Raw genomic sequence first — 25,807 nt, 5'->3', positions numbered from 1 at the left:
CAAAGGGCTTTGCCGCCGAAAGGAGCACGAATGGAACATGATTAAAAACAAGATGAAAGTCGCATTATTTCTCGCAGCCACGATGATGGTCGGATCCGTCAACGCATACGCAGCCAGTACCGAAGGCATTTCGATTTCAAAGACGATGTCTGCCAAACCTGAGAAGGGAGTCGTTTCATATGACGATCAAATCACGGACTTGGTCAACAGACTTAAGCCAGGCCAGATGATTGCCTACTATGCTGCCGATCAGGAATTTAACCGAACAGATCAAATCTACTTTACATCCAAAGGCTTTGCTTTCACTAAGTATACGGATTATTTGGCGAAGTCGAAGGCAATGAGTGCACCGTCTCTGACCAAGCCTGCAGCCTTGCCGAAAGGGTACACTTTCAAGAACGCGGTTGTATACTTAAAGAGTCCTGAAAGAACGTCGAGCTTATACAAGAAGCTGGACAAGGAATTGAAGGGGAAGGCTGCTAACGGCGAGAAGTTCGTGTATTCCGAGATCATGAAGGTGAATGAAGCATCCGCCGCGATTCTGAACTATGAAAAAGGCAAAGTAAAGCTTCAAGTCGTAGCGAGTGATATCGTTCCCGAACAGCCGATAGGCGGAACGCCCGTACCGCAGGAGAAACCGAACGAATCCAAGGAAACCATCGTCATTAACGGTGTCGAATGTGTCTACACCGCCGACTCGAAGGGAAGGGATCACCTGGATTGGGTGGATGAGGAGCAACAGATTCGTTACAGCATCTGGGCGGAAGACGTCAAGTCTGATATTCTTCGCTATGCCCAAAATATGCTTGCTCAAAAGTAGAAGCTCTGCCTTTTCGATGCAATAACCCATGTTTATATTTTTTGCTCTAACGTCTGAGCTCTTTCATATAACAAGCATAGGATATTGTGTTCCGAAAATAAAGGAGGCTAGAACCCTGAGTGAAGTTGCTGGATACAATGGCGGAGGATACGAATCGGTTGGAGCGGTGCTGGTTCTCTTTATTCTCTTGGTCATGGTCATCATCTTGTCTGCTTTCGGATTCGGAATTGGAGTTTAATAGGTAATGAAAAAAACCCGCACCGTTTGCACGGTGCGGGTTTCTTCCGTTCATTGCGAGGCATGGCTTCCCGTTGACGAGATCGCATCGGATTCTATAAGCAAGGACAACCATTGGCTATATAACTCCCACGGTTTCCCTGAGTCCAGCAATGCTTTGCAGGTATATATCCCTTCTTCGACGGACCTGACCTTGTCCGCCAACTGTAAACGTACCGCACCATTCAGCAGCACCTGGTAGATAAAAGCGAGATCCCCTTTGCCTAGCAGAACCTTTTCCGTAGCGTCAGCTTGTTCGGAAGGAGTCCAACCGATATCCGGAACCGGTACATCTAGCCCGTACGTCTCGGGATCGATGATCTGCAGGCAGGCCTTACCGTTTTCGATCCGGTATGTCCGCGTGGGCCGGTGAATGAATAGTTCATCGGAGCCTTCACTGCCTTGAATAATGATCGCTTTACGATAATCGAGTTTCATGATCAATCGGCTTAACCGGTCAAAGACCGTATTATGGTATACGCCGAAGGTTAAATAAGGGGAGTGGGAATAATCGACAAACTTTTCCGCCGTGTTGAGCACGGTCCGCATCCCCAGTTCCTCACGAATCGGGCGAAGCTGCTTTAGCGGAGGGCACCATTCTTCCGCATCTACATATAATACGCCCGTCCGTTTAGCCACCCGGATGCAAGAGTCTTTTGCCAGTGCCGGTCCAGTTATTCCTTTCGCCGCGAGTATATCCGACAAGGTGATCCCCCACTTTGGAGGGAGGGATGCAGTCCCGTGCAGCGTAACAGGAAGATCGGCAGCCGCGAGCACAAAAGCAGTAGCTAACGTCGAGAAAAAAGAAGACTTTCTGCCGTCATAAGGACCTGCGCAGTCGATACCCTCATGAAGAAACGAACGGTCCGCATATTCACGACTGACCTTCACGAATGCTTCCAATTCTTCCACGCTTTCCATCTTGATGCGTTCAGCGATGAAAAAGGCGCCGATCTGCGCAGGAGTAGCCTGTGCACCCAGAATCGATGCGGCAGCCTGAAGGGCTTCCTCGTAAGTCAGGTCCCGAGCTCCGCGTTTGCCGCGTCCGACTTCTTTCAATAAATGAATCATGATTTTTTGGCACCTCCTGAACCGGTCTCTTGGAGCAATTGATACAGCTTTACGATCGAGGTGGCGACGTCCACCATTCTTTTTCTTTCATTCATCGCCTGTTTGCGCAGGACATCGTAGGCTTCGGATTCCGAAATTTGTTTCATTTCGCATAGAATGCCTTTGGCCATATCAATCCATTTTCGTTCTTCAATGCGGGCTAGGAGCTGCGTTTTTTCGTCATGCCACTGTTGACGTTCGTAAAAATGCTTTGAACTAAAATGAAGCGTCCAATGCAGCTCGTGCTCCTTCATGGAGGGGAATAAAAGTCCATCAATTGTAACATCATCTTCACATGCTTCGAGAGATTGCGAAGCGGCATGATCGCTGCACCACCACAGAACCGGCACGTGCTTTTGTTGTTCAAGGGTGCTGCACCATGGCTTGATCGAGGCGACCGGAAGATGGAGAACCGTTCCGTCAGCCTCCATGATTCCGGCCAACGCTTGCTTCTCATTGCGAGCAAGGTGGATCTTATAGCCGTATGAACGAAGGATAAATTCCGGAAGAAGCGCCTTGGCAGCTGTGTCACTTCGCTCTGAAGCAGGGACCGGATGGTGGATAACCAGCAATGAACGCATGGATTGACGCTCCCTTCATAAATGAAATCCTGTCAGAGATTAAGCTTTAGCACAAAACAGAAACTATGTTAATTTATATAACATAAATCACAAGTGGATGTCGATAATTAATTAAATTCCTAGTTTTCGTGTCAAATATGTTGACAGAACTCAAATGCGTAGTGTATATTTCCCTCAAGAACTTTATACTTCCCGGATACAACGGTGTATCCCATTAGCGGCAAAGAAGCCTGTTTTCGTTCCCGGTCAGAGTGTGCCTACTCTGCTGGATCGAATGCAGGCTATTTTGTTTTTTTTAAGATTTGTTGATGGATGAGTATATCGAAGGTGTTAGACGGAGGGAGAGCGAACCATGACAAAAAAGAAGCTAGTGATGATCGGGAATGGCATGGCAGGAGTACGGGCTATCGAGCATCTAATCAAGCTTGCGCCCGATGCGTATGAGATTACGATATTCGGAGCGGAGCCTCATCCAAACTACAATCGGATCATGCTGTCATCCGTCCTCGCAGGCGGAACCGATTTGAAGGAAATCATTATTAATGACTGGGATTGGTACAAGGAGAACCGGATCCAATTGCATCCAGGCCATACGGTGAACCGGATCGATACTCAGCATCGCAAAGTATTCTCCGAGCAAGGAGCTGTCGCTCCCTATGATGCTTTGATTATTGCGACCGGCTCCAATCCGTTTATGCTGCCTTTGCCGGGTGCCGACAAGGAAGGCGTGATCGCCTTTAGGGACATCCAGGATTGCGAAACGATGGTGAAGACGTCGCAGCAATATAAGAAAGCGGTGGTCATCGGCGGAGGTCTCTTGGGTCTGGAGGCTGCTCGAGGTCTTCTGCATCTGGGCATGGATGTATCCGTGGTTCACCTGAATCCCTATTTAATGGAACGGCAATTGGACGAGACGGCAGCCAAAATGCTGCAACGTGAACTCGAAACCCAAGGAATGACGTTTTTGCTGAATAAACATTCGGAATCGATCTCGGGTCGGAAGCGGGTGAGGGCGCTCCATTTTACGGACGGCAGCAGCGTCGAGACCGATCTGATTGTGATGGCCGTCGGGATCAAGCCAAACGTTTCTCTGGCACAGTCCTCCGGGATTGAGGTTAACCGCGGAATCGTCGTTAACGACTATATGGAGACGAACGTCCCCGGCGTCTATGCGGTGGGCGAATGCGCGGAACATCGGGGCATCGCTTATGGGCTTGTAGCCCCGCTGTACGAACAAGGAGCGGTACTCGCCAAGCATCTGGCAGGTGTGGAGACGAGCGGATATGCCGGTTCCGTCACGTCAACGAAATTAAAGGTGTCCGGCGTGGATGTATTCTCCGCAGGTCATTTTGCAGACCCGGAAGGAACCAGATCCATGCGATATCAAGACGAGGTCGAAGGGGTTTACAAAAAAATCGTCGTCCGCGAAGACCGGCTCATCGGGGCTGTTATGTTCGGCGATACGGGGGATGGACCCAAGCTGTTTTCGCTCATGAAGAGCGGGGAATCCATCAAAGGCAGAGAGAAGGAGCTTCTGTTAGGCTTCGCGTCTAACGCAGGCGTTGTATCCACGGAGCAGCGGCTGGCTCAGCTGGCGGATGATGAGATCATTTGCGGCTGTAACGGCGTATCGAAAGAAGCGATCAAAGATGCCATTCTTACGAAGAATTGCAACACCGTCGCATCCGTTAAAGCTTGTACCAAAGCTTCGGGATCCTGCGGCGGCTGCAAACCTCTGGTCGAGGGACTCGTTCAATTATACGCCGGGGATGCTGCCGGGGAGCCGGTAAAAGAAGGGATATGCGGGTGTACTTCCCTTGGAAGAGATGAAATTATCGCCGAGATCACCCGTCTTGGACTGGGTACCGTGAAAGAAGTGATGAACGTGCTGGGATGGGACAATCCGGAGGGGTGCTCCAAGTGTCGTCCATCGCTGAACTACTATCTCGGCATGCTGTTTCCGGAATCCTACGTAGACGAGAAGGAATCCCGTTTCACGAACGAGCGGTACCATGCCAACATTCAGAAGGATGGCAAGTATTCCGTGGTGCCCCGGATATACGGTGGGGTGACGTCGCCTTCGGAGCTAAAGAAAATCGCCGAGATTGCGGAAAAATTCGATGTGCCGATGGTCAAGATTACGGGCGGACAGCGGATCGACCTGCTCGGCGTCAAGAAGGAGGATTTGCCGAGGATGTGGGAGGAGCTGGATATGCCTTCCGGGTATGCTTACGGTAAAGCCCTCCGTACGGTTAAAACTTGCGTAGGGTCCACGTTTTGCCGATTCGGCACGCAGGATTCCATAGGTATGGGCGTGCGTTTGGAGAAAGAATTTGAGCGGCTGAGCACCCCGGCCAAAGTGAAACTGGCGGTTTCCGGATGTCCTCGAAACTGCGCGGAAGCCACCATTAAGGATTTTGGCGTTGTGGCAATTGATGGCGGCTGGGAACTGCACGTCGGCGGCAATGGAGGCGTTCATGTCCGGGCCACGGAATTGTTATGCGTCGTTAAAACCGAAGACGAGGTGGTCGAATGGGCCGGAGCCTTTATCCAATATTACCGCGAGAACGCTCAATGGAATGAACGGACGTCGGTTTGGATCGAGCGGGTGGGCCTGGACCATGTGAAACAAGCATTGGAGAAGAAAGAGGACCGCGCCGCTCTTGTTTCCAGAATAAAGCTGGCTTTAAGCAAACAAAAGGATCCGTGGAAGGAGATTACGTCAGACAGCGAGCTTCGTAAAAATTTCGTGCCATTGCCTGACGCCGAAGCTGTGACGAAATAGGGGGAGAACCAATATGGCGAAACTGCATGTAGGGTATGTGAACGAAATCGATCCTAAGGGATCAAGAACCATTGAAATCGGGGGAACGGAAATTGCGCTGTTCCGCTTGTCGGACGGGAATATTCTGGCCGTCGAAAACAAGTGCCCGCATAAAGGAGGCAAGCTTTCAGAAGGGATGGTCTGCGGGAAGCAAGTACACTGTCCGCTGCATGATTGGAAAATCGATCTGTGCAGCGGGCAGGTTCAAGAGCCGGACACGGGTCATGTAAACACTTACCAGATCGAAGTGGATCCGGCAAGCGGCGCGATTTACTTGCTGGATCTTACAGCATAACGCGTTTTCAGCCATTTTCCGCTGTCATGTCTGAGGCTGTCATAAATGTTAAGGATTGATCTCATTAGAAGGAGTAGACCGACATGGATTACGTGAAACCGGATCAGGTGATGCATGACATGGTTGAGGCTGGGGCCGCGAAGGCGCGGCAGAAGACTTCGCAGATGCTTATTCGCGGCATACTGTCCGGCTCTATCCTGGCATGCGCCACCACGCTAGCATTTACAGCTTCGACCCAAACGAATACCCCGATGGCGGGCGCGCTCCTATTTCCGGTTGGCTTCGTCATCATTGTAGTGCTGGGTTTAGAACTGGTCACCGGAAGCTTTGCACTCTTGCCGTTAGCCGTCCTGCAGAAGAAGGTGTGGCTCTGGAATCAAATCCCCGTGCTTATAGGTAACTTTATCGGCGGATCGGTATGTACCGGGGCGATGCTGTACATTGCCCAATATGGATTCGGTAAGAGACGCGGGGTTACGCGGATGGCGACCGGTTATTCTGGCCGCGGGGTTATGGAGGCGACGGCCGTTTCCGTCGAGAAAAGACGATGAGGCCGGGCATGGTGCATATCGTCGGCGCAGGACCGGGAGACCCGGAGCTGATTACGCTGAAAGCCCTCCGGCGTATCCAGGAAGCGGACGTCATCATGTACGATCGACTGGTGAACGAGGAGCTGTTGAATTACGCGAAGAAGGATGCTGTGCTTGTATACTGCGGCAAGGCACCCGGACGCCATTCTCTTACACAGGAGAGGATCAACGAGAACTTGGTGGCCTTTGCCCTTGACGGTCATCATGTCGTCAGACTCAAGGGAGGCGATCCGCTGATCTTCGGTCGAGGGGGAGAAGAAGCTTGCGAATTGGCTGCACGCGGCATTCCCTTCGAATTCGTGCCAGGCGTTACCTCGGCTGTGGGCGCTTCCTCGTCCGCAGGAATTCCTCTGACTCACCGCGGAGCCAGTACCTCGGTCGCTTTTGTCAGCGGAACGAGCTGCCATGGTAAGGAGCAGAGCGTGAGGTGGGACTTGCTGGCGCACAGCGTGGATACGCTTGTGGTGTACATGGGTGTCAGCAGAATGGACGGCATCTGTAAAGAAATGATCGCTCATGGCAAGCCGCCGTGGACTCCCGCCGCCATCGTCGAGCAGGGAACCAGGGCGGAAGAGAGAATCTTCACGGGTACGCTCGGAACCATCTACAGGATTTCTCATCGGATGAACGTGAAAAATCCGGCCCTGCTGATCATTGGAGAAGTGGTGCGGGTCAGAGAGCAGCTCCTGAAACTGGCGGCGGAGCGCAGGAGAAGACAGGTTAACCCTTGTGCAGACATGAGGAGATGTATGCGCAGCCTGCAATTACGCTAGATACTTTTAACCATGGAGTGAACCCTTCTTGATTGGGGGTTCACTTTATTTTGCTGTGGAACATGTTAGCGGGGATGGGAAGGCATACAATAATACGGACCCGGCATTCGAGAATATCCGATTCTTTGCCGCTGAGAGAGGAAAACGCTTACACCTCGAAGAATATCATGTTTACACCATCTGTAACGATCAAGCTGGAGTGAAGTCGAAATTATTTGTTTTAGTAAAGGGAAAGAACGGGGGAAATGCATGAAATATGACGTCATCGTGATAGGAGCCGGTTTATCGGGTCTTGTGGCTACCGCCGAAATGGCCGATGCCGGCAAGCGGGTGCTGCTGCTTGACCAGGAACCGGAAAGCTCTATTGGCGGGCAGGCATGGTGGTCTTTTGGCGGTTTATTCCTTGTCGATTCGCCCGAGCAGAGAAGATTGGGGATCCGGGACTCCCGTGAACTGGCATGGCAGGATTGGCTTGGAGCCGCTGGTTTCGATCGGGAGGAGGACGAGGATCTGTGGGGGCGGAAATGGGCCGAGGCCTATGTCGACTTTGCCGCCGGCGAGAAGCGGGCATGGCTGCATTCGTTAGGAATTCGGTTCTTCCCAGTCGTCGGCTGGGCGGAACGCGGCGGATATCTCGCCGAGGGCCACGGCAATTCCGTTCCGCGTTTTCATATTGTGTGGGGGACAGGGCCAGGTGTCGTACAGCCATTTGAGTCCAGGGTCAGAGACGCCATCCGTTCCGGCGCAGTTGAATATCGTCCGCGTCACCAAGTCGATGAGCTGATTACGCGCGAGAATGCCGTCATCGGAGTAAGGGGCTCGGTCCTTGCACCGAGCTCGGCCGGCCGGGGCGAAGAAAGCTCCCGCGAGGTCATTGGCGACTATGAATATTATGCGGAGGCTGTGGTTGTCTCCAGCGGAGGCATCGGCGCCAACCACGAGCTGATCAGGCAGCATTGGCCGTCCCGGCTAGGCAAGCCTCCACGAGCGATGCTCTCCGGCGTTCCCGCGCATGTGGATGGACGGATGCTGGGAATAACGGAGCAAGCCGGCGGGCGGGTCGTCAATCGAGACCGGATGTGGCATTACACGGAAGGGATTAAGAACTGGGACCCGGTATGGTCCAAGCACGGCATCCGGATACTGCCGGGTCCATCGTCAATATGGCTTGATGCCAAGGGGCAACGTCTTCCTGCTCCGAATTTCCCGGGTTTCGATACGCTGGGAACCCTGAAAGCCATTCAGGATACGGGCTTTGACTATTCCTGGTTTCTTCTGACCAGAAAGGTCATTGAGAAGGAATTTGCCCTGTCCGGCTCGGAACAAAACCCGGATTTGACCGGAAAGAGCATCCGTAAAGTGCTGGGAAGGGCAAGCTCGGGCATTCCTGGCCCTGTGCAGGCATTTCTGGATCACGGGGAGGATTTTGTTGTCGCCGATTCACTGCACGAGCTTGTGGACGGCATGAATAAGCTTGCAGGCAGCGATCTGGTCAAGCTGGACGATTTGAAGCGCCAGCTTGCCGCCAGAGACCGCGAGATGGACCAGGCTTTTACTAAGGATCTGCAGATCACGGCGCTCCGGGGAGCAAGGAATTATATAGGCGATCGCTTGGTGCGCGTAGCCAAGCCGCATAAATTTCTTGATCCGGCCCATGGTCCATTGATTGCGGTGCGCCTGCATATTCTTAGCCGGAAAACACTGGGCGGGCTTCAAACGGATCTATCGGGGAGGGTGCTGAGTGCATCCGGCGAACCGGTTCCCGGGCTCTACGCGGTTGGAGAAGCGGCCGGCTTTGGTGGTGGGGGCGTTCATGGTTACCGTGCATTGGAGGGAACGTTTTTGGGCGGCTGCCTGTTTACGGGAAGGCAGGCGGGGCGGAGCATCGCACAACTGTAAGGTTCAGGAGGTCGTCCATCCTTGGAAAATTGTGCAAAAGGCCCCTTATCGTTGTCATCCTCCCCCCAGTCATAATAATGAAACAGCCTCCTATCGAAGTCGATAGGAGGCCGTTTTCAGTTATGGCTTAAGGAAGGATGTTGCCGGCCGCGCGGTAAATGGCGTACCATTCCTCGCGAGTCAGCGTAATATCGCCTGCTTTGATGCAGTCATTCAAGCGGTTGATATTCATTGTTCCAATGATGGGCTGCATTTGTGCAGGGTGGCGAAGAAGCCAAGCAATGGCAATCGTCGTATTGGTAACGTTATATTTTTCAGCGATTTCATCGATCTTCTGGTTAAGCTCAGGGAACTTGTCGCTTCCAAGGAATACGCCTTCGAAGAACCCGTATTGGAAAGGCGACCAAGGCTGAATCGTAATGTCGTGCAGTCTGCAGAAATCCAGAACGCTGCCATCGCGGTTAACCGCGGCGTCGTTCTCCATATTCACGTTGATTCCGCTTTGAATCATGGTGGTATTCGTGATGCTAAGCTGCAGCTGGTTGGCCACGAGCGGCTGTTTCACTGCTTTTTTCAACAGCTGGATCTGCATCGGATTCTGGTTGGATACGCCGAAATGACGCACTTTCCCGGAGCTTTCGAGCTGATCGAATGCTTCAGCCACCTCTTCAGGCTCAACCAAAGCATCCGGACGGTGGAGCAGGAGAACGTCGAGATATTCGGTACGAAGTCTTTTGAGGATGCCGTCGACGGAATTCAAGATATGCTCTTTGGAGAAATCGAACATGCCCTGACGGATACCGCATTTGGATTGAAGAATGATCTTCTCGCGGACTTCCGCATTCATATGTATCGCATCTGCAAAAATCTCCTCGCAAGCTCCGCCGCCATAGATGTCGGCATGGTCGAAGAAGTTGGCTCCTTGCTCCAGTGCGGATTGCACGAAACGTTCGGCTTCGGCTTTTTCCAGCGAATTTATGCGCATGCAACCCACGGCTACAACAGGTGCTTCCAGTGAACTGCTTCCTAGTTTCATCGTTTTCATGATTGCGGTCCTCCCATTCAAAATAGGTTGATTGTACGGCCCCGCGCTATAATGCAGGGGCAGCCGAGATCGTGTAAGCGAACGACTAGATGAATAGGTTCATGCTGACAGTCTCTAGTGTATTGTGACATGCAGACGGCGCAATGTACAAGCTTAATTTTCTCTCCCATGCAGCAATGTGGGTTATGGATCCCGCATGCGATTTCGGAAGCAACCTTGGATTCACCGCATCCTTAATGCAGGGCCTTTACTTTTCGAATGACGATCCGGCGTGAACAGCTCCGGCTGATCCCATAGGCCGGGATGAAGGTTCGTTCCGTATAAATGTTCTCTTCTGATTTGAACAATGTCACACCGCTGTTCTCTACTATCAGGAATTCAAGTCAAAAGTTGAAACCGGGCTGCTCCCTTGCAGGATTCCCATGCGCAGACGAGAATTCATTAGGTAATATTTCAAAAAGATGAACCCAGGAGGTTAAGAAGATGGCTGCAGAAATAACCAAGGTGTACAAAGAACAGATCCCGTCAGCGCGTTTGATCGGCAAACGGTATACGGACGAGCATCGAAATGCGGCAGGAAGCTTCGCGGACCAATGGGAAGAATGGTTCGCCAATGGTTGGTTCGAAAAGATCGGGCAGCTTGGTTGTTTGCCGGAATCGGAGGATGCTTCTTACGGTCTTATGCGAATGAACGGGATTCAGTTTGAATATTGGATCGGTTTGCTTTTCCCGAAGCATACCGAAGTGCCGGAAGGATTTGACCATGCGGATCTGGAAGAAGGCGCTGCGGGGATATGTTGGTTATATGGCAAGGATAACGGGGAGCTATTCGGTATGGATCCCCATAAACGATGCATGGCGAAAATCGCCGAACAAGGCTGGAGCTTGGGCGAGAACCCGTGGTTCTTTGAACGTTATCATCCCGTCCGTTTCATGACGCCGGATGAGCAGGGGAATATCATCTTGGATTATGGCGTTTATTTGAAATGAGACGTTCGATTCGCTAGGCATGAATGAGAGCCGCTCCAATGGAGTGGCTCTTAACCGTTCTTTCGATTCAGTTAAACAAACTACACGCCAGACTCGAGCTCGCTGTTTCTGTGGAGATGCATGAAGCGCTTAGCCTCTGCTCACGAATTTCTTCGCATTGTCTACGTCCAGCTTTTTAACATGTTGAGTTAATAGATTCTTGTCACTGACGATCCAGGTGTGATTGTTGGAGTTGCGTCTTCGATTCGCTAAGAAATGATACGGACTGCCCGAGTATATTCTATAGTTACGAGCTATACAATCAGCACAAAATTGGACGCACTCGCTGCGATTTTGATTCGGGAATGATACTTGATCGAATACATGCCGTTTAATCAGCATGGTCGCGCCTTGTACAAGGGGAACCCATTGATTGGACATGTTAGGGTAACGGTGGAGAAGAGCTTTTTGTCCGGCAAGCTGCATGAAGTGCGCTCTCTTTCCTACAATATCAGCGCGAGTCTTGATCATGAGACGGACGCTTTCGTTCAAATAATCAGGTGCGTAATAGTCATCATCATCAAATTTAGCAATGAGGCCGTGTTTGGAGGTCTTTACTCCATAATTAAGGCAGCTGCCGAGAGATAATCGTTCCGGTTTGCTATATATTCTGACGTTGCGATATGACTTGGCTGCCATTTGATATTCCGGTAGCTTGAGACTGCTATGATTTAAGATGACGATTAACTCTTTGTTCCTGTAATTCTGTCTGGCGTAATTTTCCAACAGATTGTACAGGCATTCCGGTCTTTTGGTGCAGGTGATGATCGATACGGCAGGCTGTGATGGGGATGATGACCGGTGCCTCATGCTGGACCGCCTCCGGTCGTCCGCTGTACCAATTTTTTGAAATCTCGCACATCCGGAACTTTAGGGTGCTTGGCCATGAGTTCCCGATCGCTAATGATCCATGTATGACCGGATGAATTTTTCCGCCGCACTGCCGTAAAATGATACTTGTTGCCGGAATAGACTTTGAAGCCCTTGCTTTTACTTCTTGTACAAAAAAGATCGTCTTCACCGACGTTTTGATTCGGAAAGCGCACTTTGTTAAAGACGTTCTTCTTAAAAATGAGCGTAGCCCCCGGCAGCATGGTTACGGTTCGATTTTCATCGTTAGGAAACCGTAGAATTAGTGTTTTGGAGCCTTGTAAATACATATAATGTGCACGTTTCCCTATAATATCGGCGTTCGATCTTCTTAACGACTTCAGGCTGTCCGACAAATAGTGGGGGGCGTAATAGTCGTCATCATCGAATTTGGCAACGATGCCGTATTTCGTTTTGCTTACGGCGTAATTTAGGCACGCACCCAAAGTGACATGCTCCGGCATGCGGTAGATTTGTATGTTTCGATGCTTGTTGGCTATTTGCTGGTAAGGAGAGAGGGCGATTGTACTATCGTTGACAACGATAATGAGCTCTTTCTTGGCATGGGATTGTCTAGCGAAATTATGGAACAGGTTTTTAATATAATTAGGGCGATTCGTACAGGTAATAATGGATACGCCTTGCGTTTTGGATAAATTGTTGAAGCTTGCTGCCATTACATCACTCTCCTTATCTATGAGGATAATTCCTATATCACAATAGAGTATGTAAAGTATAAATAGAGGTAACGGCATTACGACTCGACCAACTTTTAAAATTTTATAGAAGGAGGGCATTGCATTACAGACCTTGATTATCTATAATGGATGTCATAAGTCCGTAATATGATTCGTCCTTGGCATTCTTTCTTGGGCAAAGAGGAAATAAACAAGAAGTCATGTCTTCTTGCGTTCATATTATGGACATTAAAGATCCAGAAAGGTGATGGTGTGCATGACGGAGCAATTGCATGATGTCGTTATTATCGGCGGAGGTCCGGCAGGATTGAATGCTGCGCTGGTATTGGGAAGAGCGAGGAAAGACGTGGTGTTGATTGACGAAGGAAAGCCGCGAAACAGGGTTACGCGGGAAACCCACGGTTTTCTTACGAGAGACGGCACAAGCCCATCGGAGTTTCGCCGCATTGCAAGAGAACAGATTACCGCCTATCCCTCCGTTAGCTTCGTAGAGAATACAGCTGCCGCCGTGGCGGGAGTTGACGGAGATTTCCGGATTACCACGGAAGAGGGAACGGTAGTCCGCAGTAAAAAGCTGCTGTTCGCCGTTGGGAAGAAGGACAGCCCGCTGGATATCAGCGGATTAGCCGACGTATACGGAAAGAGCGCCTTCGTCTGCCCTTACTGCGATGGATGGGAGCTGCGGGATCAACCGCTCGTCGTCATTGCCAAGGGTGCGGGGGCGCTGCATTTAGCCAAAGTGATCGCAGGGTGGAGCGACCGGTATGCCATCTGTACGAACGGACCGGATGAACTGACGGATGAACAACGGCAGGAATTAAAGGATCATGACGTCCCTCTGTTCAACTCCCCGATACAGCGCATTGAATCGAACGAGGGGATGGTACGGCACGTTGTATTGGAGGACGGAGCGGTTATTCCGTGCACGGGCATCTTTTTCGCGCCGAAGCTGGTCCCTGGTTCTGAATTGCCGGCGGCTGTAGGCTGTGATATCAACGAAGGCGGAAGTGTGGTCATTGATGCCTTCGGTAAAACAAGCGTGCCGGGCATCTACAGTGCCGGCGATGCAGCCACCGAGATGTATCAGGCCATTGCGGCCGCTTCGATGGGAGCCCTGGCAGCGGCCGCCATCAACGGCGAGCTGCTTAACGAACAATGGAATCGTTAAACTATGAGAGGCAGGCTTTGGTTAGCATCCAAGCCTGTTTTTTCGTTCCTAGGGGATTTTTTAATTCTAAATCATTCTTACACTCCGAATTGGGGTCATTTATCGGCTATGATGAAATTATTAAGTACAAGGAAGGGTGTTTACGATGAGAACAACCATGGAGTTTATCATGAATCAAGTTTGGAGGGATATGAATAATTAACCCTCCGGCATAATGGAGGAGAGCGAATTGAATTCTCGGACCAAGAAATTTTTATCCTATTATAAACCCTACCTGGGGTTATTATTTGCAGATTTGGCATGTGCTTTTGTTGTCTCGGCCATTACGCTTACGCTTCCGCTCTGTATACGATACATCACCATCAACGTGCTGGAAGGGAATTCTCAAAGCCCGCTGATTCAAATCTATGCGGTGGGTGCCGTCATGCTGGCCATGGTCATCATCCATACTCTGTGCGATATGTTCATTTCATACAAAGGACATATGATGGGGGCTTATATGGAAAGTGACATGAGACGGGAGCTGTTTGACCATTTTCAGAAGCTGTCCTTTGGATTTTACGATGAGCACAAAACCGGGCAGCTTATGACACGGACCACCAATGACATTCTGTCGCTGACCGAATTGTATCACCATGGTCCCGAAGATATCGTCATTTCCGTTCTGAAGTTTCTGGGTGCATTCATCATCTTAATGTATATCGACGTGAAGCTTACCCTGATCGTGTTTCTCTTTCTCCCGGTCATGGCCGCGTTTGCATTTTATTTTAATAAGAAGATGAATGTGGCGTTGCGGGTAAGCAAGGACCGGATCGAGGATATCAATGCACAGGTAGAGGATTCTCTTTCGGGTATCCGCGTGGTGAAGTCTTTTACGAACGAACATATAGAGAAGGGGAAATTCGCCTATGCCAACAAGCGGTTCGTTGATAGCAGAAGGGAAGGGTATAAGAGCGAAACGTACTTTCACGAAGGGCTGGTCGGTTTTACCCAACTTATTACGATAACCGTTATTGTGTTCGGCGGAGCCGCAATCGTGGATGCCTCGCTGGAACTGGCGGATTTGCTGACTTTTTTCTTATGCATCGGCATTCTGATCGAACCGATCCAGCGCCTGGTTAATTTCGCCAGACTGTACCAGGAAGGCATTACGGGTTTTGACAGGTTCATGGAGATCCTGGAGGTAGAACCCGATATCGAGGATGCCGATTTTGCCGAGACGATCACGCAGGTTCAGGGGAACATCGAGTTTCAGAATGTCAGCTTCAGATACAAGGACCGCTATGGATTCGTGCTGAACCAGGTATCGCTGAACATCAAGCCTGGCGAGTATGTTGCTCTGGTTGGTCCCTCAGGCGTAGGCAAGACCACGCTGTGTTCGCTGATTCCGCGTTTCTATGAAGTAAGTGAAGGACGCATACTGCTGGATGGGCGCGATATCCGGGAGATTACGCAGCACTCTTTAAGAAAAAATATCGGGATCGTGCAGCAGGATGTATATTTGTTTGCCGGCTCCGTCTACGATAACATCCGGTATGGCAACATGGAGGCTAGCGAGGACGAGATCATCGCAGCAGCCAAAAGAGCGAATGCCCATGATTTCATCATGGCATTGCCGGACGGTTATGATACGGATATCGGGCAGCGCGGCGTCAAGCTCTCCGGAGGACAGAAGCAGCGGCTGAGCATTGCGCGTGTGTTCCTGAAGGACCCGCCGATCCTCATATTGGACGAAGCGACCAGCTCCCTGGACAATGAAAGCGAAAGAGCGGTCCAAGATTCGCTGGAACGGTTAAGCGATAATCGAACAACGCTTGTCATCGCTCATCGGTTGACAACGGTACGGAATGCCCAGCGAATCGTCGTATTGTCCGAGGACGGGATCCAAGAACAGGGCACGCATGAAGAATTGCTTGCCCGTCAAGGCGCTTATGCGAATTTATATCATATGCAATTGACAATATAAGCATGGAAGAAAGGCGATTTGTGAACGGTTCAAGCACCGTCAGCAAATCGCCTTGTCTTGTTAGATGAATCATGTTATGAAGCTGCCACATGCGTGGTATACATTGCACGCGGAAGGGGATTTAGCCTTGCAGCGTTTTGCCCGGCTGTTGTTCTTCCACTTCCTTGATGGCATTGTCTTCATCCTGCACGTTCTCTTTCGAAGAGCTAAACCATCCGATCACGGCAATCAGCACGAGAACGATGTAGAAGGAAGCCTTCCAGATCGAGCTCTCAGGGAAGTGATGGTCGATTAGGGCTACATCAGGATGTGCAAGGGTAATCACCGCAAGCTTGACGCCTACCCAACCAACAATCAGAAATGCCGCCACTTCCAGACCTGGACGCTGCTGCAGCAATTTTACGAAGTAGGATGCCGCAAAGCGCATGATGATCAAACCAATGAATCCGCCCAGGAAGATGACGATGAATTGACCTCCATCCAGGCCGCCGATGTTCGACAATCCGCTTGGAGGCAATGCAACCGCCAACGCAACGGCTGCGAGGATCGAGTCTACGGCAAACGCGATGTCCGCCACTTCGACCTTGAAGACGGTCATCCAGAAGCCGGATTGCTTCTTGGGCTTGTCCGGTTTCGGTTTTGCGTCTTCCGTCGGTTTTTTGCCTTTAATAAAGTGTTTCAACGTGTGATTGATCGAAATGTAGAGAAGATAGAGTGCGCCGATGGCTTGTACCTGCCATACATCCACCAGGAACGAGATTAAGAACAGCGATCCGATCCGGAACACAAAGGCTCCGAGCAGCCCGTAGAATAAAGCCTTTTTGCGCTGGTTCTCCGGTAAATGTTTGACCATGATGGCAAGGACCAGCGCATTATCCGCCGCCAGCAATCCTTCCAGTGCGATGAGCACTAACAGCACCCATCCATACTCCAATAAAAGCTCCATGCCATTTCCTCCTTGTCGTATTATTGAAGGCACAAAAAAGACCTCCACCGGCAGGTGAAGGTCTTTTGAAATCAAAAAGAGACCTTCACCACAGAGTGTGTGGTAAAGGTCTCGCAAACAACGTATCGTTGCCAACAAAGCCGGGGACATTTCCCGTAATGACGACTTTGCTGTGACAGCTACTCCCCTTTAATCACGTTCCTGCATAACTGATATCGCCCTCAGTTAAGCCGTGATATAAAGATATAAATTTTTTAGAGATAAGTCAAGCTTTTTTACTTGAATTCAGCGGAATAGGACTCCAACGCAACGGGTCTGTTTTTCATGGCTGACCGTTTTCTGAAGTTCACATCCACGCTGGATAGAACAACGCTAAGAAGGACAAGCACAGCTCCGGCATACTGATTGGAATCCATGACCTCGTTGGCAAACCAGTATCCGAACAGCGCGGCGAATACAGGTTCCAGCGAAAATACGAGACCCGTTCGGGTGGCGGTTGTATACTTCTGGGCGATCGTCTGGAAGATGAACCCCAATCCGCTGCATACAACGCTGAGGATCAGGACAGCCGTCCATGAGTCGGTGGAGCTTGGCCATGCCGGTGTTTCCAAGAGAAGTGACGAGAGGAACGCATACAATCCGGTAAATCCCAGCTGCAGGATGCCGAGGCTTAACGCGTCGACCTTCTGCGCAGCCGTGCTGACGATATTGATATGAAGCGCATAACATAATGCCGCAGCTATGCAGAACAGGTCCCCGATCTTAAACGCAAAAGGGAGCTGGATGGTCAGCAGCGCGATGCCCGTTAAGGCCAGCAAAATACTGACGATCAGTTTCTTCTCTATTTTTTTCTTAAAGAGGAACGTATGTATCAATGGGACAAACACCACCGTTAAGCTGATCAGAAACCCGGCATTGGATGCTGTCGTTGTTTTCAGGCCAAAGGTCAAGGCAGTGAACATGATAAACAATATAAAGCCCAGGAGCATGGCGTAACGGATCGTCTTCAGGTTAACCCGGCGCATGCGCGGGAAAAAAATCGCTCCTGCAAGCATAAAGGCCAATCCAAATCGTAGGGCTATCAAATTGAACGCTCCCATCGAATCCAGTCCCATTTTCATAAAAAGATAGGAAGAGCCCCAGCACATGGTGATTAACAAAATCATAAGATCGGCCTTCAGCGGTTTCAAGTTCTTTTCCTCCTTCAAGTGATTGAACAGAATCAGTATACTCACGTACAATAGACAAGTAAAACGAATGTTCTTAATAATAAACATGAGTAAAATTCATGTATAAAATATGGCCGGAGGATTCCCTATGAGTATTAATAAATTCAAAGTTCTAGTAAAGGTCGTCGAGCTCGGTAGCTTGACCAAAGCCGCCGAAGTGATGGGATTTACGCAGTCCGGCGTCAGCCATATGATCAACAGCCTGGAAGATGAGTTCGGCTTCTCGCTGCTGATTCGAAACCGTTCAGGCGCGAAGCTGACGACCAATGGCGAGGAGATCGTGAAGACGATGCGGGAAATATTGAAATGGAACGAGCATTTGGAGCAGCAGGTGGCTTCCATTCATGGAATCGAGCTGGGAACCATTCACATTGGTACCTTTACCAGCGTCGGCGTTCATTGGCTGCCTGGGATTATCCAGGATTTCCAGCAGGATTATCCCCATATCGAGATTCGTTTGGTCGAAGGAGATTACCGGGAGATTGAGGATTGGATCGCGGAGGGCAAGATTGATTGCGGCTTTCTGTCACTTCCGACATGGGATACATTCGATGCGATTCCTCTGCATCAAGACCCGATGCTCGTACTGCTGCCAGTGGAACATCCGCTTAGCTCCGAGGACTCCATTGCCTTAGCCCAAATTGAGAATGAACCGTTTATTATGCCCAGCAAAGGCTCTGATTACGATGTGAACCGGGTGCTGGAGAAAGCCCCGACCAAGCCGGATATCAAATATACGCTTGGAGACGATTATGCCATTATGGCCATGGTGGAGAAGGGCCTGGGCATCAGCATTCTTCCCGAACTTGTGCTGCGAGGGCAGCGGCGGAATATACGGCTGATCGAATTGAAGGAGAAGAGCTTCAGATCGCTTGGCATTGCGGTAAGCTCCTTGCGGGAAGTATCTCCGGCAACGAAACGATTCTTGAATTACGTTAAAAGTTACCCGAAGCTGTAGCTACCAGACGGGTGCGATATGAAGCTCATACCCAGCTTCCAGGCTCTATTACAAGGCAAGAGCTTCGTTCATGTTATTTCATTACATAAAACAATCCGTGTCACAAAATCGCTTGTTGGAATTGTTATATAGGTAAACACAGAAGGAGGTGAGCTCGCTTGCAGCCAACCATCCCCGGGGAAGCGGAAGGAAAGAGAGAAGCCATTGAAGCGGTTGTAGAACAAGTCAAAACAGGAGATAAACACGCATACCAAGCGATCATCCTCCAGTTTGAGCGGCAGATGTACACGTACTGCTACTATATTCTGAAGAATCATGCGGAGACCGAAGATGCGGTGCAAGAAATATTTATTCGTGCCTATGTACATCTTCATCAGTACAAGAGACAGGTGTCTTTCTCCGCCTGGTTGTATAAAATGGCCTATCATCATTTGATCAATATCAAAAAGAAGCAGAGCCGTTTTCTTAACCTGATTGAGCATTACAAGGAACAACAGCCGGTTATGCAAATATCTCAGCACGAGCCGGTTGTGTACGAGCTGTTAGCCTACTTGACGGGAGAAGAACGACACATATTGCTGCTGAAGGCCGTTGAACAGTATACCTTTGAGGAAATCAGCGACATTATGGGACTCAAGTCGGCAACGATACGAAAGAAGTATGAACGGTTACGACGTAAACTGATGGACCGAATAAGCCAAAAAGGAGAGGTAGCACGTGGGACAATCGCCAAAACAAACGGAATTCGCTGAAATGAACGTACTAGAAGATATGATTCGAGAATCGTCTTTACCGAAGAGTAGCATGAGCTATCAAATTATGAACAGGATTGGAGAACGTGAAATGACAAGGACAAGAACATCTTCCAAAAGAAAACCGAACGTTTTAAAAAGAACAATACTCGTTGCATCCGCAGCTGCTGTGCTGGGAGGAAGCGTAATCGGGTCAGGATTTGTATCGCCGGTCATGGCAGCAACCCTGAAGCAAATCCCAGTGCTCGGCGTGTTATTCGAAGGAACCAGCGAAGATGCAGTGAAAGCTGCTATAGAGCAAGGGATTCTATCCGAACCTAACTTGAGCGTAACTCACGATGGCGTGACGTTGAAGGTAGCTGACGTTCTATATGATGGAACCCGGTTGTCCTTTATTCTGGAGCGCGAGGGCGTGAATTTACCGAGTACAGCTTCTCCGTATTTTAGCAAAGACACTAAATTCATCGGTAATCCCGATAGCGAGTATATTAAGTCGAGGACAGTAGCTAAGGAAGATCAGGAAAAAGGCTATATCGAAAGACCGCGAATCCTAGTAGACGGACAAGAAGTGGCGATGGACGAAGGGAACTTTGGAGATTATCCGCAACAGGACAATGCCTATATCGTTGAGCTTACCAAAGGTCTGAAATTACCCGATCAATTCGAGCTGACTATTCAGGCCAACGTAACTCAAGTGAATGAAACCTTTGAATTCAAGGTCCCTGTGAATGTCACTAATAAATCGGTTGTCGTGAAGCCGGACCAGGCTACGAAATCGGATGGACCATTCAGTTATACCGTCAAGCAATTGGATATTTCACCGGTATCGACCCGCTTGGTTCTGGACAGTAAAGGCGAGGTGCCGGCTTCTGCAGAGCAAACAGGCGATTACAGCGCCAGCATGGTTTATTACGAGCTGGTGGATGATCAAGGGAATGTGCTGACTCCGCGGAAGTTCGATTACTTTAACAGCAAGCCGGAGACCGAATATCATATCGATCAACTGTACAGTCCTGTAAACGGAACTCCGAAATCCATCACGATTAAACCGTTTACCCTGACCGTAAACAACAAGGATTGGAGCATAGTCGGTCAAGGGAAGGACAGCTTCGGAGATAAAACATATCTGACGGATCTGGAACTGACCATTCCGGTTCAGCCATAACAACGAGTGCAAGAATAGGGGGCCAAAAGATCTTAGATCTTGCGGGAGGCCCTCTTGATCAAAACAGAAGCCATAGCGGTGTGTCGGGAATAACTTCCTGAGCACCGCCATGGCTTTATTTGACACACTTTCTGTTTATGAGAAGCCGTACGTCAAGCACCTAAATCTACGTTTGGGACGGCCTCTCTTTCATCATTCTGGCTTAAGTTTCGGCCCGAAATGTTTTGCCTAACGGGTTGCCAAGGCCGTAATAATGCCGGAAATTATAGATTAGCGGGCTCCATTGGTCGGGATTAATGTGATGGTCATTCCAAATGATGTTGCTATGGGCGTGTACATGGATCGCCTGTGTTTCGACAATAGCAAACATGGAAGAATAGTCAGGAATCCGGATATTTTTCACGGTGGCCTCGATTTGAATGGGGCACTCCATGATGCGAGTAGGCTTTACGGCAACAGAATCCGCAGGCGTTAACTTACATACTGCATATTTATCTTTTTCATATGTAAAACCGTTCTTTGCCTTATCCTCAGGAACCGGATATTTTCCTGTATGAGGGGCTAACTGCTCAACATTTTCCCATATGGAAGGGTCAGGAAGGTTGATGACACATTCCGGATGTCTTTCCAAGTTCTCTATCGCTTTACCCCCGAGTCCGATTCCTAGAATAATGTAATCTCCGAGCGCCCATGAAGAGGATATGGGACTAATATTTACGGTATCATCTTCATTTAGGGTATTGAGTAAAACAACCGGGGTTCCATAGTAAAGTATTTTCGGTTTAATAATATTTGTGCCTATCTTGCCAGTAACTTCCTTCATAAAAAGATTCCTCCCAAATGATCTGTTCTATCCAAAATCATTGTAAAATAGAAAAGATTCGATGCTCATCGAAATGTGGATTACATGAGGAGGGATACAGATGCATGCGAATCCAAATGCAGCCTTGGTAGCATCACTCGTTAGTGAGGCATCGAGAGCGGCCATATTAACCGTCTTATTGGATGGGCGTTATCACCCGGCAAGCGAACTGGCGTACATGGCAAAAATAAAACCGCAAACGGCCAGCTTCCATTTATCGAAAATGGTAGCGGCGAATCTGGTCACCGTCGAACAACAGGGAAGACATCGTTATTACGGAATACAGAATCAGGAGGTTGCCCAGGCCATGGAGACACTTCTATCCATAACGCCTCCTGTCGAAATAAGGTCATTGAACCAAGCTTCCGAGACTGAAGCCATACGTCGGGCAAGGACTTGCTACGATCATCTAGCGGGGAATTTGGGAATCCAATTGACGAATTCGCTGCTAAGCGCCGGGGTCATATCCGAAGTGGAAGATCAATATATGGTTACAGAAAAAGGGGAGAACTTTTTCAAGGAATTTCAGATTGATCTGAGTCGTGTTAAGCGCAAACGCCGCTCTTTCACGCATCGATGCCTGGATTGGAGTGAAAGACGCCATCACCTGGCCGGGGCATTGGGACATGCCCTGCTAGATAGGTTGCTCGAGTTACATTGGATACAACGCGTTCCAAGAACAAGAGCCATAACGATCACGACCGAAGGTAAGAAGGGCTTGAAGAAAACATTCGATATTGACGTGGAGTAGGAACGTGGCTTAGATATAGTCATATGGCTCAGATAGACTTATGGATGCAGTAAAATAAAAAGAACTGTCCTCGCCTCATCCGAAGATGAAGGGGACAGTCCTTGATTCAGAAATTAACGCAGTGTTTTCAATGCTCCGCTCCATGCAAGCACTTGGTCAAGCATGCCGTTCAGGTTGACGAGATGCAGATCAGCCGGTTTAAACACGGAGCCATTCTCGAAATCCGTGAATAACGAAAGTGCTGGGTGTACACGAACATCCGCTACGGACAATTCGCCCAGAATTCCACGCAAATGTTCGGCAGCACGAGCGCCGCCAACCGAACCATAACTTACGATACCTGCAGCTTTGTTGTTCCATGGCTCACGAGCAAAATCGAGTGCATTTTTCAAAGAGCCAGAAATACTGTGGTTGTATTCTTGTACGATGAATACAAAGCCATCAAGACTATTCAGCTTGTTGTTCCAAGCCGTCGCTTGCTCTGTAGCATCAGCTTCACCCAAAAGCGGGAGCTTGTAGTCAGCGATATCAACGATTTCGTAGTTTGCATCTCCGCGCTCGTCAGCGATACGTTTAACCCATTCACCTACTTGCGGACTTAAACGACCTTGACGGGTACTGCCTAAAATAATACCGATATTCAATTTGGACACTGTTCTTACCTCCCGATTATTCTGAATATATTGTGATCATGGTGTGCTTGTTATTTTGCATGTGCTAATCATAATCTTAGTGGGTTATCTTTGTCAAGCAGCTTACTAAAAGTTTGTGTAAAATTTTCTGAGTTTTTTTCCATCCATGGACGGGTGGATATTCACCTGAAATCGGATGCTGTTTTGTACCGCACAGGCAGCTGCGATGTTATACTGGTCATGTGCCTTGGATCCAACTTTTTCGTCCCGGGATATCACGCGTTATTCAGCAATTAACGTACATATGAAGATTGGAGAGGTGAAGCAAGAATGGAACTTAGACAATTAAGAACCGACGAGTTTGAGATCAGCACGAAATTATCCGAATATGCCTTTCAATATACGCTAACGACAGAGCAGCGCGAGTCCAATCAAAAACATTTTAAACCGGAGAACTTCTGGGGGATTTTTGATGGGGAAGAGCTGCAAGCGAAGCTGACCATCATCCCGCTGCAAGTGTATTTGCATGGAAATCAATTCGATATGGGCGGTATTGCCGGTGTGGCAACATGGCCGGAGAACCGCAGACAGGGACATGTATCCACCTTGCTCAAGCATGCATTGCAAGAGATGAAGAGTAAAGGCCAGACTCTTTCCTTCCTGCATCCGTTTTCGATCCCGTTCTATCGTAAATTTGGCTGGGAACTTTACGCGGAATATAAAAAGTACATCATCCCGGTGTCTAAATTCCCGCGTAAGGTGGAAGTGCCTGGCCGCATTGTAAGAGGCGTAACCGATATTCCAACGCTGGACGGCATGTATCAAGCCTATGCCAGCCGCTATAACGGTACGCTTGTGCGGGATGAAGCATGGTGGACAAGATCCGTGCTGCAGGGGGACAGTCATAGCGTTGTTTATTATTCAGCTGAAGGCAAACCGACGGGTTATGCGTTATATGAGCTAAAAGACAAAGAACTGGTGTGCGACGAATTTGTTTTCCTGAATGAAGAAGCCCGAAGCGCGCTCTGGACTTTTTTTGCAAACCATGATTCCAGGATCGAGCAGGTGACCATGACGATGGTGCCGACGGATGACCAGCTGCCCTACATGCTGCCGGATCCCCGCGTTACCCGGGAAACGGTCCCATACTTCATGGCCCGTATCGTGGATTTACAATTCTTCGTGGAGCAGTATGCATTTGAAGCGGGCCGGGGAGCTGTCCTGACCATCGAGGTGGAGGATTCCGCAGCGCCTTGGAATGCAGGCCTGTGGAGGCTGTCGGTGAATGGGGAGGGGAAAGCGGAGCTGTCAGAGCTCCCAGCCGATCGAGGGGAGCAGGCGGACCTGTCTACCGACATTCAGACACTGTCGGCCTTGTTTACCGGATATAAAAGACCGCAGGCACTGTATTCCATCCACCGCCTGACCGGAGATGCCAAGGCTGCCGCACAACTGGAAACGATGATTCCTGCAGGCCAAACCTACCTCATGGATTTCTTTTGAGAAAGGGATAGACTTGGTGCTCCGGAAGAGTATCGTCGCATTCACTTTGTCGTTAGAATATATGAAACACATAAAAAAGCCTGGGAATCAGGCTTTTTTTGCGTTGTGATCATCTAAGGATATAAGTTCAATCCTGAACCTCTTTTTTGGTGAATACATAGAGCTTTCCGTCATCCCCATACTCCGCGTATGCGATATCCTCCAAGGATTCAAAACCTTGTTCCCGCGCTTTCGATTGAATCTCATCGTGTTCGATGTGCTTGCCCAGCATGGATTCCTCGAGCAGCCTTCCCTTGTCGACAACCGTTACCGTAAAGGGATCCGGCTTGGCTTCGATGCCAAGATCCTGGGCCGTCGGCGGCTCGTATTCGGGTTTGCGCATGACGGATAGCGAGCCGTCCGTTTCCAGAATGGCGTATTTGACTTCGGTTAATGAGAAAATATTTTGCCGTCTGAGCATGGACAACAGCTGTTTATATTCCATGTCGTATTTATCGAGCAGCTTTTGGTTGAGCTTTCCGTTATCGATCAGAAGAACCGCCCGTCCTTCCGTTAAATAGCCGAACTTGACAAAGTGCGTGGTTGCCTTCTCGAAGAGGAAAGACATGGTTGTCCATAACGCTAAAGCGAATAACAAATGGGACAATTTTACTTTATCATCATAGAGGCTTGCCCCAACGATTTCACTCAGGATTAAGGAGGATAAGAAGTCAAGCGGTGTAAGCTGACTGATGGTTTTGCGCCCAGTAACAAACGTGATGATCCATAGTCCGAAAAAGCTGATGATCAGTTTGACTCCTAAATCGATAAACATATCCATGGACACCCCTCCTTCGGAAGCAGTGTAATTGGTAAGTTATTAAACGTTTTCGCTTCGCGCAGAAACAAGGGAGATTTATCCGGTTAGGGTTTTCATTGACGCCATAAACAACTTTCAGTAATCGATCTTTATGGATGAAAGCTGCTGGTTAATGAACTTAACCCTGTCAAGTAGACAACCTTAAAAAGCAGCCTTAAGCAACCTTAGTTCGGTACTCAATTGGACTAAGGTTGTTTAGTTTTTGT

24 protein-coding genes are annotated in these 25,807 nt (G+C 49.4%); 14 read left to right on the top strand and 10 right to left on the bottom strand.

What is annotated here, in order from left to right; all coding sequences use genetic code 11:
- Window positions 1-37 precede the first annotated feature (37 nt).
- Window positions 38-820, top strand: a complete 783-nt coding sequence (locus BMX45_RS20530) for a hypothetical protein (RefSeq protein WP_090911356.1) — start codon at window positions 38-40, stop codon at window positions 818-820.
- Window positions 821-1,108: 288 nt separating this feature from the next.
- Here the strand turns inward: BMX45_RS20530 and BMX45_RS20520 are convergent, their stop codons facing one another.
- The gene (locus BMX45_RS20520; protein ID WP_090911351.1) at window positions 1,109-2,167 is read right to left on the bottom strand and encodes an anthranilate phosphoribosyltransferase; all 1,059 of its coding nucleotides are present in this window, start codon (window positions 2,165-2,167) and stop codon (window positions 1,109-1,111) included.
- A complete protein-coding gene (locus BMX45_RS20515; RefSeq protein ID WP_090911349.1) occupies window positions 2,164-2,787 on the bottom strand; it encodes an ANTAR domain-containing response regulator in 624 nt (207 codons plus the stop codon). The genes BMX45_RS20520 and BMX45_RS20515 overlap by 4 nt, the downstream gene beginning before the upstream one ends.
- A 352-nt stretch (window positions 2,788-3,139) precedes the next feature.
- Here BMX45_RS20515 and nirB point away from each other — a divergent pair, with 352 nt between their 5' ends.
- From nirB to BMX45_RS20485, 5 genes are all read left to right on the top strand, one after another.
- Complete coding sequence (gene nirB / locus BMX45_RS20510; protein ID WP_090911347.1) at window positions 3,140-5,572, top strand: nitrite reductase large subunit NirB; 2,433 nt, start codon at window positions 3,140-3,142, stop codon at window positions 5,570-5,572.
- A 13-nt stretch (window positions 5,573-5,585) separates the two neighbouring features.
- A complete protein-coding gene (gene nirD / locus BMX45_RS20505) occupies window positions 5,586-5,906 on the top strand; it encodes a nitrite reductase small subunit NirD (protein ID WP_090911345.1) in 321 nt (106 codons plus the stop codon).
- Between the two features lie 83 nt (window positions 5,907-5,989).
- Window positions 5,990-6,457: a formate/nitrite transporter family protein gene (locus tag BMX45_RS20500; RefSeq protein WP_090911343.1), complete on the top strand. Its 468-nt coding sequence runs from the start codon at window positions 5,990-5,992 to the stop codon at window positions 6,455-6,457.
- A gap of 8 nt (window positions 6,458-6,465) precedes the next feature.
- Window positions 6,466-7,269, top strand: coding sequence for a uroporphyrinogen-III C-methyltransferase (gene cobA / locus BMX45_RS20495; RefSeq protein WP_254778161.1), 804 nt, complete (start codon window positions 6,466-6,468; stop codon window positions 7,267-7,269).
- A 249-nt stretch (window positions 7,270-7,518) separates the two neighbouring features.
- Window positions 7,519-9,168, top strand: a complete 1,650-nt coding sequence (locus BMX45_RS20485) for an FAD-binding dehydrogenase (protein ID WP_090911339.1) — start codon at window positions 7,519-7,521, stop codon at window positions 9,166-9,168.
- A gap of 127 nt (window positions 9,169-9,295) precedes the next feature.
- Here BMX45_RS20485 and BMX45_RS20480 read toward each other — a convergent pair whose 3' ends face one another.
- On the bottom strand, window positions 9,296-10,213 hold the full coding sequence (locus BMX45_RS20480; RefSeq protein ID WP_090911338.1) for an aldo/keto reductase: 918 nt from the start codon (window positions 10,211-10,213) through the stop codon (window positions 9,296-9,298).
- Window positions 10,214-10,696: 483 nt separating this feature from the next.
- Between BMX45_RS20480 and BMX45_RS20475 the strand changes: the two genes are divergently transcribed.
- On the top strand, window positions 10,697-11,203 hold the full coding sequence (locus tag BMX45_RS20475; protein WP_090911336.1) for an AraC family transcriptional regulator: 507 nt from the start codon (window positions 10,697-10,699) through the stop codon (window positions 11,201-11,203).
- Window positions 11,204-11,332: 129 nt separating this feature from the next.
- Here the strand turns inward: BMX45_RS20475 and BMX45_RS20470 are convergent, their stop codons facing one another.
- Together BMX45_RS20470 and BMX45_RS20465 are read right to left on the bottom strand one after the other, a co-directional pair.
- Window positions 11,333-12,052, bottom strand: a complete 720-nt coding sequence (locus BMX45_RS20470) for a glycosyltransferase family 2 protein (RefSeq protein WP_090911334.1) — start codon at window positions 12,050-12,052, stop codon at window positions 11,333-11,335.
- Window positions 12,049-12,789: a glycosyltransferase family 2 protein gene (locus BMX45_RS20465; RefSeq protein ID WP_090911332.1), complete on the bottom strand. Its 741-nt coding sequence runs from the start codon at window positions 12,787-12,789 to the stop codon at window positions 12,049-12,051. The genes BMX45_RS20470 and BMX45_RS20465 overlap by 4 nt, the downstream gene beginning before the upstream one ends.
- A gap of 277 nt (window positions 12,790-13,066) precedes the next feature.
- Between BMX45_RS20465 and BMX45_RS20460 the strand changes: the two genes are divergently transcribed.
- Together BMX45_RS20460 and BMX45_RS20455 are read left to right on the top strand one after the other, a co-directional pair.
- The gene (locus BMX45_RS20460) at window positions 13,067-13,978 is read left to right on the top strand and encodes an NAD(P)/FAD-dependent oxidoreductase (RefSeq protein ID WP_090911330.1); all 912 of its coding nucleotides are present in this window, start codon (window positions 13,067-13,069) and stop codon (window positions 13,976-13,978) included.
- Between the two features lie 229 nt (window positions 13,979-14,207).
- Window positions 14,208-15,944, top strand: coding sequence for an ABC transporter ATP-binding protein (locus BMX45_RS20455; protein ID WP_090911750.1), 1,737 nt, complete (start codon window positions 14,208-14,210; stop codon window positions 15,942-15,944).
- Between the two features lie 121 nt (window positions 15,945-16,065).
- Here the strand turns inward: BMX45_RS20455 and BMX45_RS20450 are convergent, their stop codons facing one another.
- Together BMX45_RS20450 and BMX45_RS20445 are read right to left on the bottom strand one after the other, a co-directional pair.
- Window positions 16,066-16,890, bottom strand: a complete 825-nt coding sequence (locus BMX45_RS20450) for a TerC family protein (RefSeq protein ID WP_090911328.1) — start codon at window positions 16,888-16,890, stop codon at window positions 16,066-16,068.
- 275 nt (window positions 16,891-17,165) lie between these two features.
- On the bottom strand, window positions 17,166-18,080 hold the full coding sequence (locus BMX45_RS20445; protein ID WP_090911326.1) for a DMT family transporter: 915 nt from the start codon (window positions 18,078-18,080) through the stop codon (window positions 17,166-17,168).
- A 127-nt stretch (window positions 18,081-18,207) separates the two neighbouring features.
- Between BMX45_RS20445 and BMX45_RS20440 the strand changes: the two genes are divergently transcribed.
- The 3 genes from BMX45_RS20440 (at window position 18,208) to BMX45_RS20430 (ending at window position 20,994) form a co-directional block, all read left to right on the top strand.
- A complete protein-coding gene (locus tag BMX45_RS20440) occupies window positions 18,208-19,077 on the top strand; it encodes a LysR family transcriptional regulator (RefSeq protein ID WP_090911324.1) in 870 nt (289 codons plus the stop codon).
- A gap of 158 nt (window positions 19,078-19,235) precedes the next feature.
- Window positions 19,236-19,829, top strand: a complete 594-nt coding sequence (locus BMX45_RS20435; protein WP_090911322.1) for an RNA polymerase sigma factor — start codon at window positions 19,236-19,238, stop codon at window positions 19,827-19,829.
- Window positions 19,795-20,994, top strand: coding sequence for a DUF4179 domain-containing protein (locus tag BMX45_RS20430; RefSeq protein ID WP_090911320.1), 1,200 nt, complete (start codon window positions 19,795-19,797; stop codon window positions 20,992-20,994). Before BMX45_RS20435 ends, BMX45_RS20430 begins: the two co-directional genes overlap by 35 nt.
- 202 nt (window positions 20,995-21,196) lie before the next feature.
- Here BMX45_RS20430 and BMX45_RS20425 read toward each other — a convergent pair whose 3' ends face one another.
- Entirely contained in the window at window positions 21,197-21,817 is a 621-nt protein-coding gene (locus BMX45_RS20425) for a flavin reductase family protein (protein WP_090911318.1), read from the bottom strand.
- Between the two features lie 100 nt (window positions 21,818-21,917).
- On the opposite strand from BMX45_RS20425, the gene BMX45_RS20420 reads away from it, so the two are divergent.
- Window positions 21,918-22,607, top strand: coding sequence for an ArsR/SmtB family transcription factor (locus BMX45_RS20420; protein ID WP_090911316.1), 690 nt, complete (start codon window positions 21,918-21,920; stop codon window positions 22,605-22,607).
- 113 nt (window positions 22,608-22,720) lie between these two features.
- Here the strand turns inward: BMX45_RS20420 and BMX45_RS20415 are convergent, their stop codons facing one another.
- Entirely contained in the window at window positions 22,721-23,260 is a 540-nt protein-coding gene (locus BMX45_RS20415; RefSeq protein ID WP_090911314.1) for an NADPH-dependent FMN reductase, read from the bottom strand.
- A gap of 309 nt (window positions 23,261-23,569) precedes the next feature.
- Here BMX45_RS20415 and BMX45_RS20410 point away from each other — a divergent pair, with 309 nt between their 5' ends.
- A complete protein-coding gene (locus BMX45_RS20410; protein WP_090911312.1) occupies window positions 23,570-24,742 on the top strand; it encodes a GNAT family N-acetyltransferase in 1,173 nt (390 codons plus the stop codon).
- A 127-nt stretch (window positions 24,743-24,869) separates the two neighbouring features.
- On the opposite strand, the gene BMX45_RS20405 is transcribed toward BMX45_RS20410, so the two are convergent.
- On the bottom strand, window positions 24,870-25,562 hold the full coding sequence (locus tag BMX45_RS20405) for a DUF421 domain-containing protein (protein WP_090911310.1): 693 nt from the start codon (window positions 25,560-25,562) through the stop codon (window positions 24,870-24,872).
- Window positions 25,563-25,807: the final 245 nt, after the last annotated feature.

This window comes from Paenibacillus sp. cl141a, assembly GCF_900109305.1.
Lineage (GTDB): Bacteria > Bacillota > Bacilli > Paenibacillales > Paenibacillaceae > Paenibacillus_AQ > Paenibacillus_AQ lautus_A.
Note: the sequence above shows the minus strand (reverse complement) of the source record. Positions and strands in the feature narration are given on the sequence as shown.

What these genes read in the sequence shown, in the direction of transcription:
- BMX45_RS20410 (WP_090911312.1), top strand. Translation starts at nt 23,570, where the DNA reads ATGGAACTTAGACAATTAAGAACCGACGAGTTTGAGATCAGCACGAAA.
- BMX45_RS20450 (WP_090911328.1), bottom strand. Translation starts at nt 16,890, where the DNA reads ATGGAGCTTTTATTGGAGTATGGATGGGTGCTGTTAGTGCTCATCGCA.
- BMX45_RS20405 (WP_090911310.1), bottom strand. Translation starts at nt 25,562, where the DNA reads ATGGATATGTTTATCGATTTAGGAGTCAAACTGATCATCAGCTTTTTC.
- BMX45_RS20530 (WP_090911356.1), top strand. Translation starts at nt 38, where the DNA reads ATGATTAAAAACAAGATGAAAGTCGCATTATTTCTCGCAGCCACGATG.
- nirB (WP_090911347.1), top strand. Translation starts at nt 3,140, where the DNA reads ATGACAAAAAAGAAGCTAGTGATGATCGGGAATGGCATGGCAGGAGTA.
- BMX45_RS20520 (WP_090911351.1), bottom strand. Translation starts at nt 2,167, where the DNA reads ATGATTCATTTATTGAAAGAAGTCGGACGCGGCAAACGCGGAGCTCGG.
- BMX45_RS20460 (WP_090911330.1), top strand. Translation starts at nt 13,067, where the DNA reads ATGACGGAGCAATTGCATGATGTCGTTATTATCGGCGGAGGTCCGGCA.
- BMX45_RS20515 (WP_090911349.1), bottom strand. Translation starts at nt 2,787, where the DNA reads ATGCGTTCATTGCTGGTTATCCACCATCCGGTCCCTGCTTCAGAGCGA.
- BMX45_RS20425 (WP_090911318.1), bottom strand. Translation starts at nt 21,817, where the DNA reads ATGAAGGAAGTTACTGGCAAGATAGGCACAAATATTATTAAACCGAAA.
- BMX45_RS20470 (WP_090911334.1), bottom strand. Translation starts at nt 12,052, where the DNA reads ATGAGGCACCGGTCATCATCCCCATCACAGCCTGCCGTATCGATCATC.
- BMX45_RS20500 (WP_090911343.1), top strand. Translation starts at nt 5,990, where the DNA reads ATGGATTACGTGAAACCGGATCAGGTGATGCATGACATGGTTGAGGCT.
- BMX45_RS20485 (WP_090911339.1), top strand. Translation starts at nt 7,519, where the DNA reads ATGAAATATGACGTCATCGTGATAGGAGCCGGTTTATCGGGTCTTGTG.
- BMX45_RS20420 (WP_090911316.1), top strand. Translation starts at nt 21,918, where the DNA reads ATGCATGCGAATCCAAATGCAGCCTTGGTAGCATCACTCGTTAGTGAG.
- cobA (WP_254778161.1), top strand. Translation starts at nt 6,466, where the DNA reads ATGGTGCATATCGTCGGCGCAGGACCGGGAGACCCGGAGCTGATTACG.
- BMX45_RS20440 (WP_090911324.1), top strand. Translation starts at nt 18,208, where the DNA reads ATGAGTATTAATAAATTCAAAGTTCTAGTAAAGGTCGTCGAGCTCGGT.
- BMX45_RS20475 (WP_090911336.1), top strand. Translation starts at nt 10,697, where the DNA reads ATGGCTGCAGAAATAACCAAGGTGTACAAAGAACAGATCCCGTCAGCG.
- BMX45_RS20465 (WP_090911332.1), bottom strand. Translation starts at nt 12,789, where the DNA reads ATGGCAGCAAGCTTCAACAATTTATCCAAAACGCAAGGCGTATCCATT.
- nirD (WP_090911345.1), top strand. Translation starts at nt 5,586, where the DNA reads ATGGCGAAACTGCATGTAGGGTATGTGAACGAAATCGATCCTAAGGGA.
- BMX45_RS20480 (WP_090911338.1), bottom strand. Translation starts at nt 10,213, where the DNA reads ATGAAAACGATGAAACTAGGAAGCAGTTCACTGGAAGCACCTGTTGTA.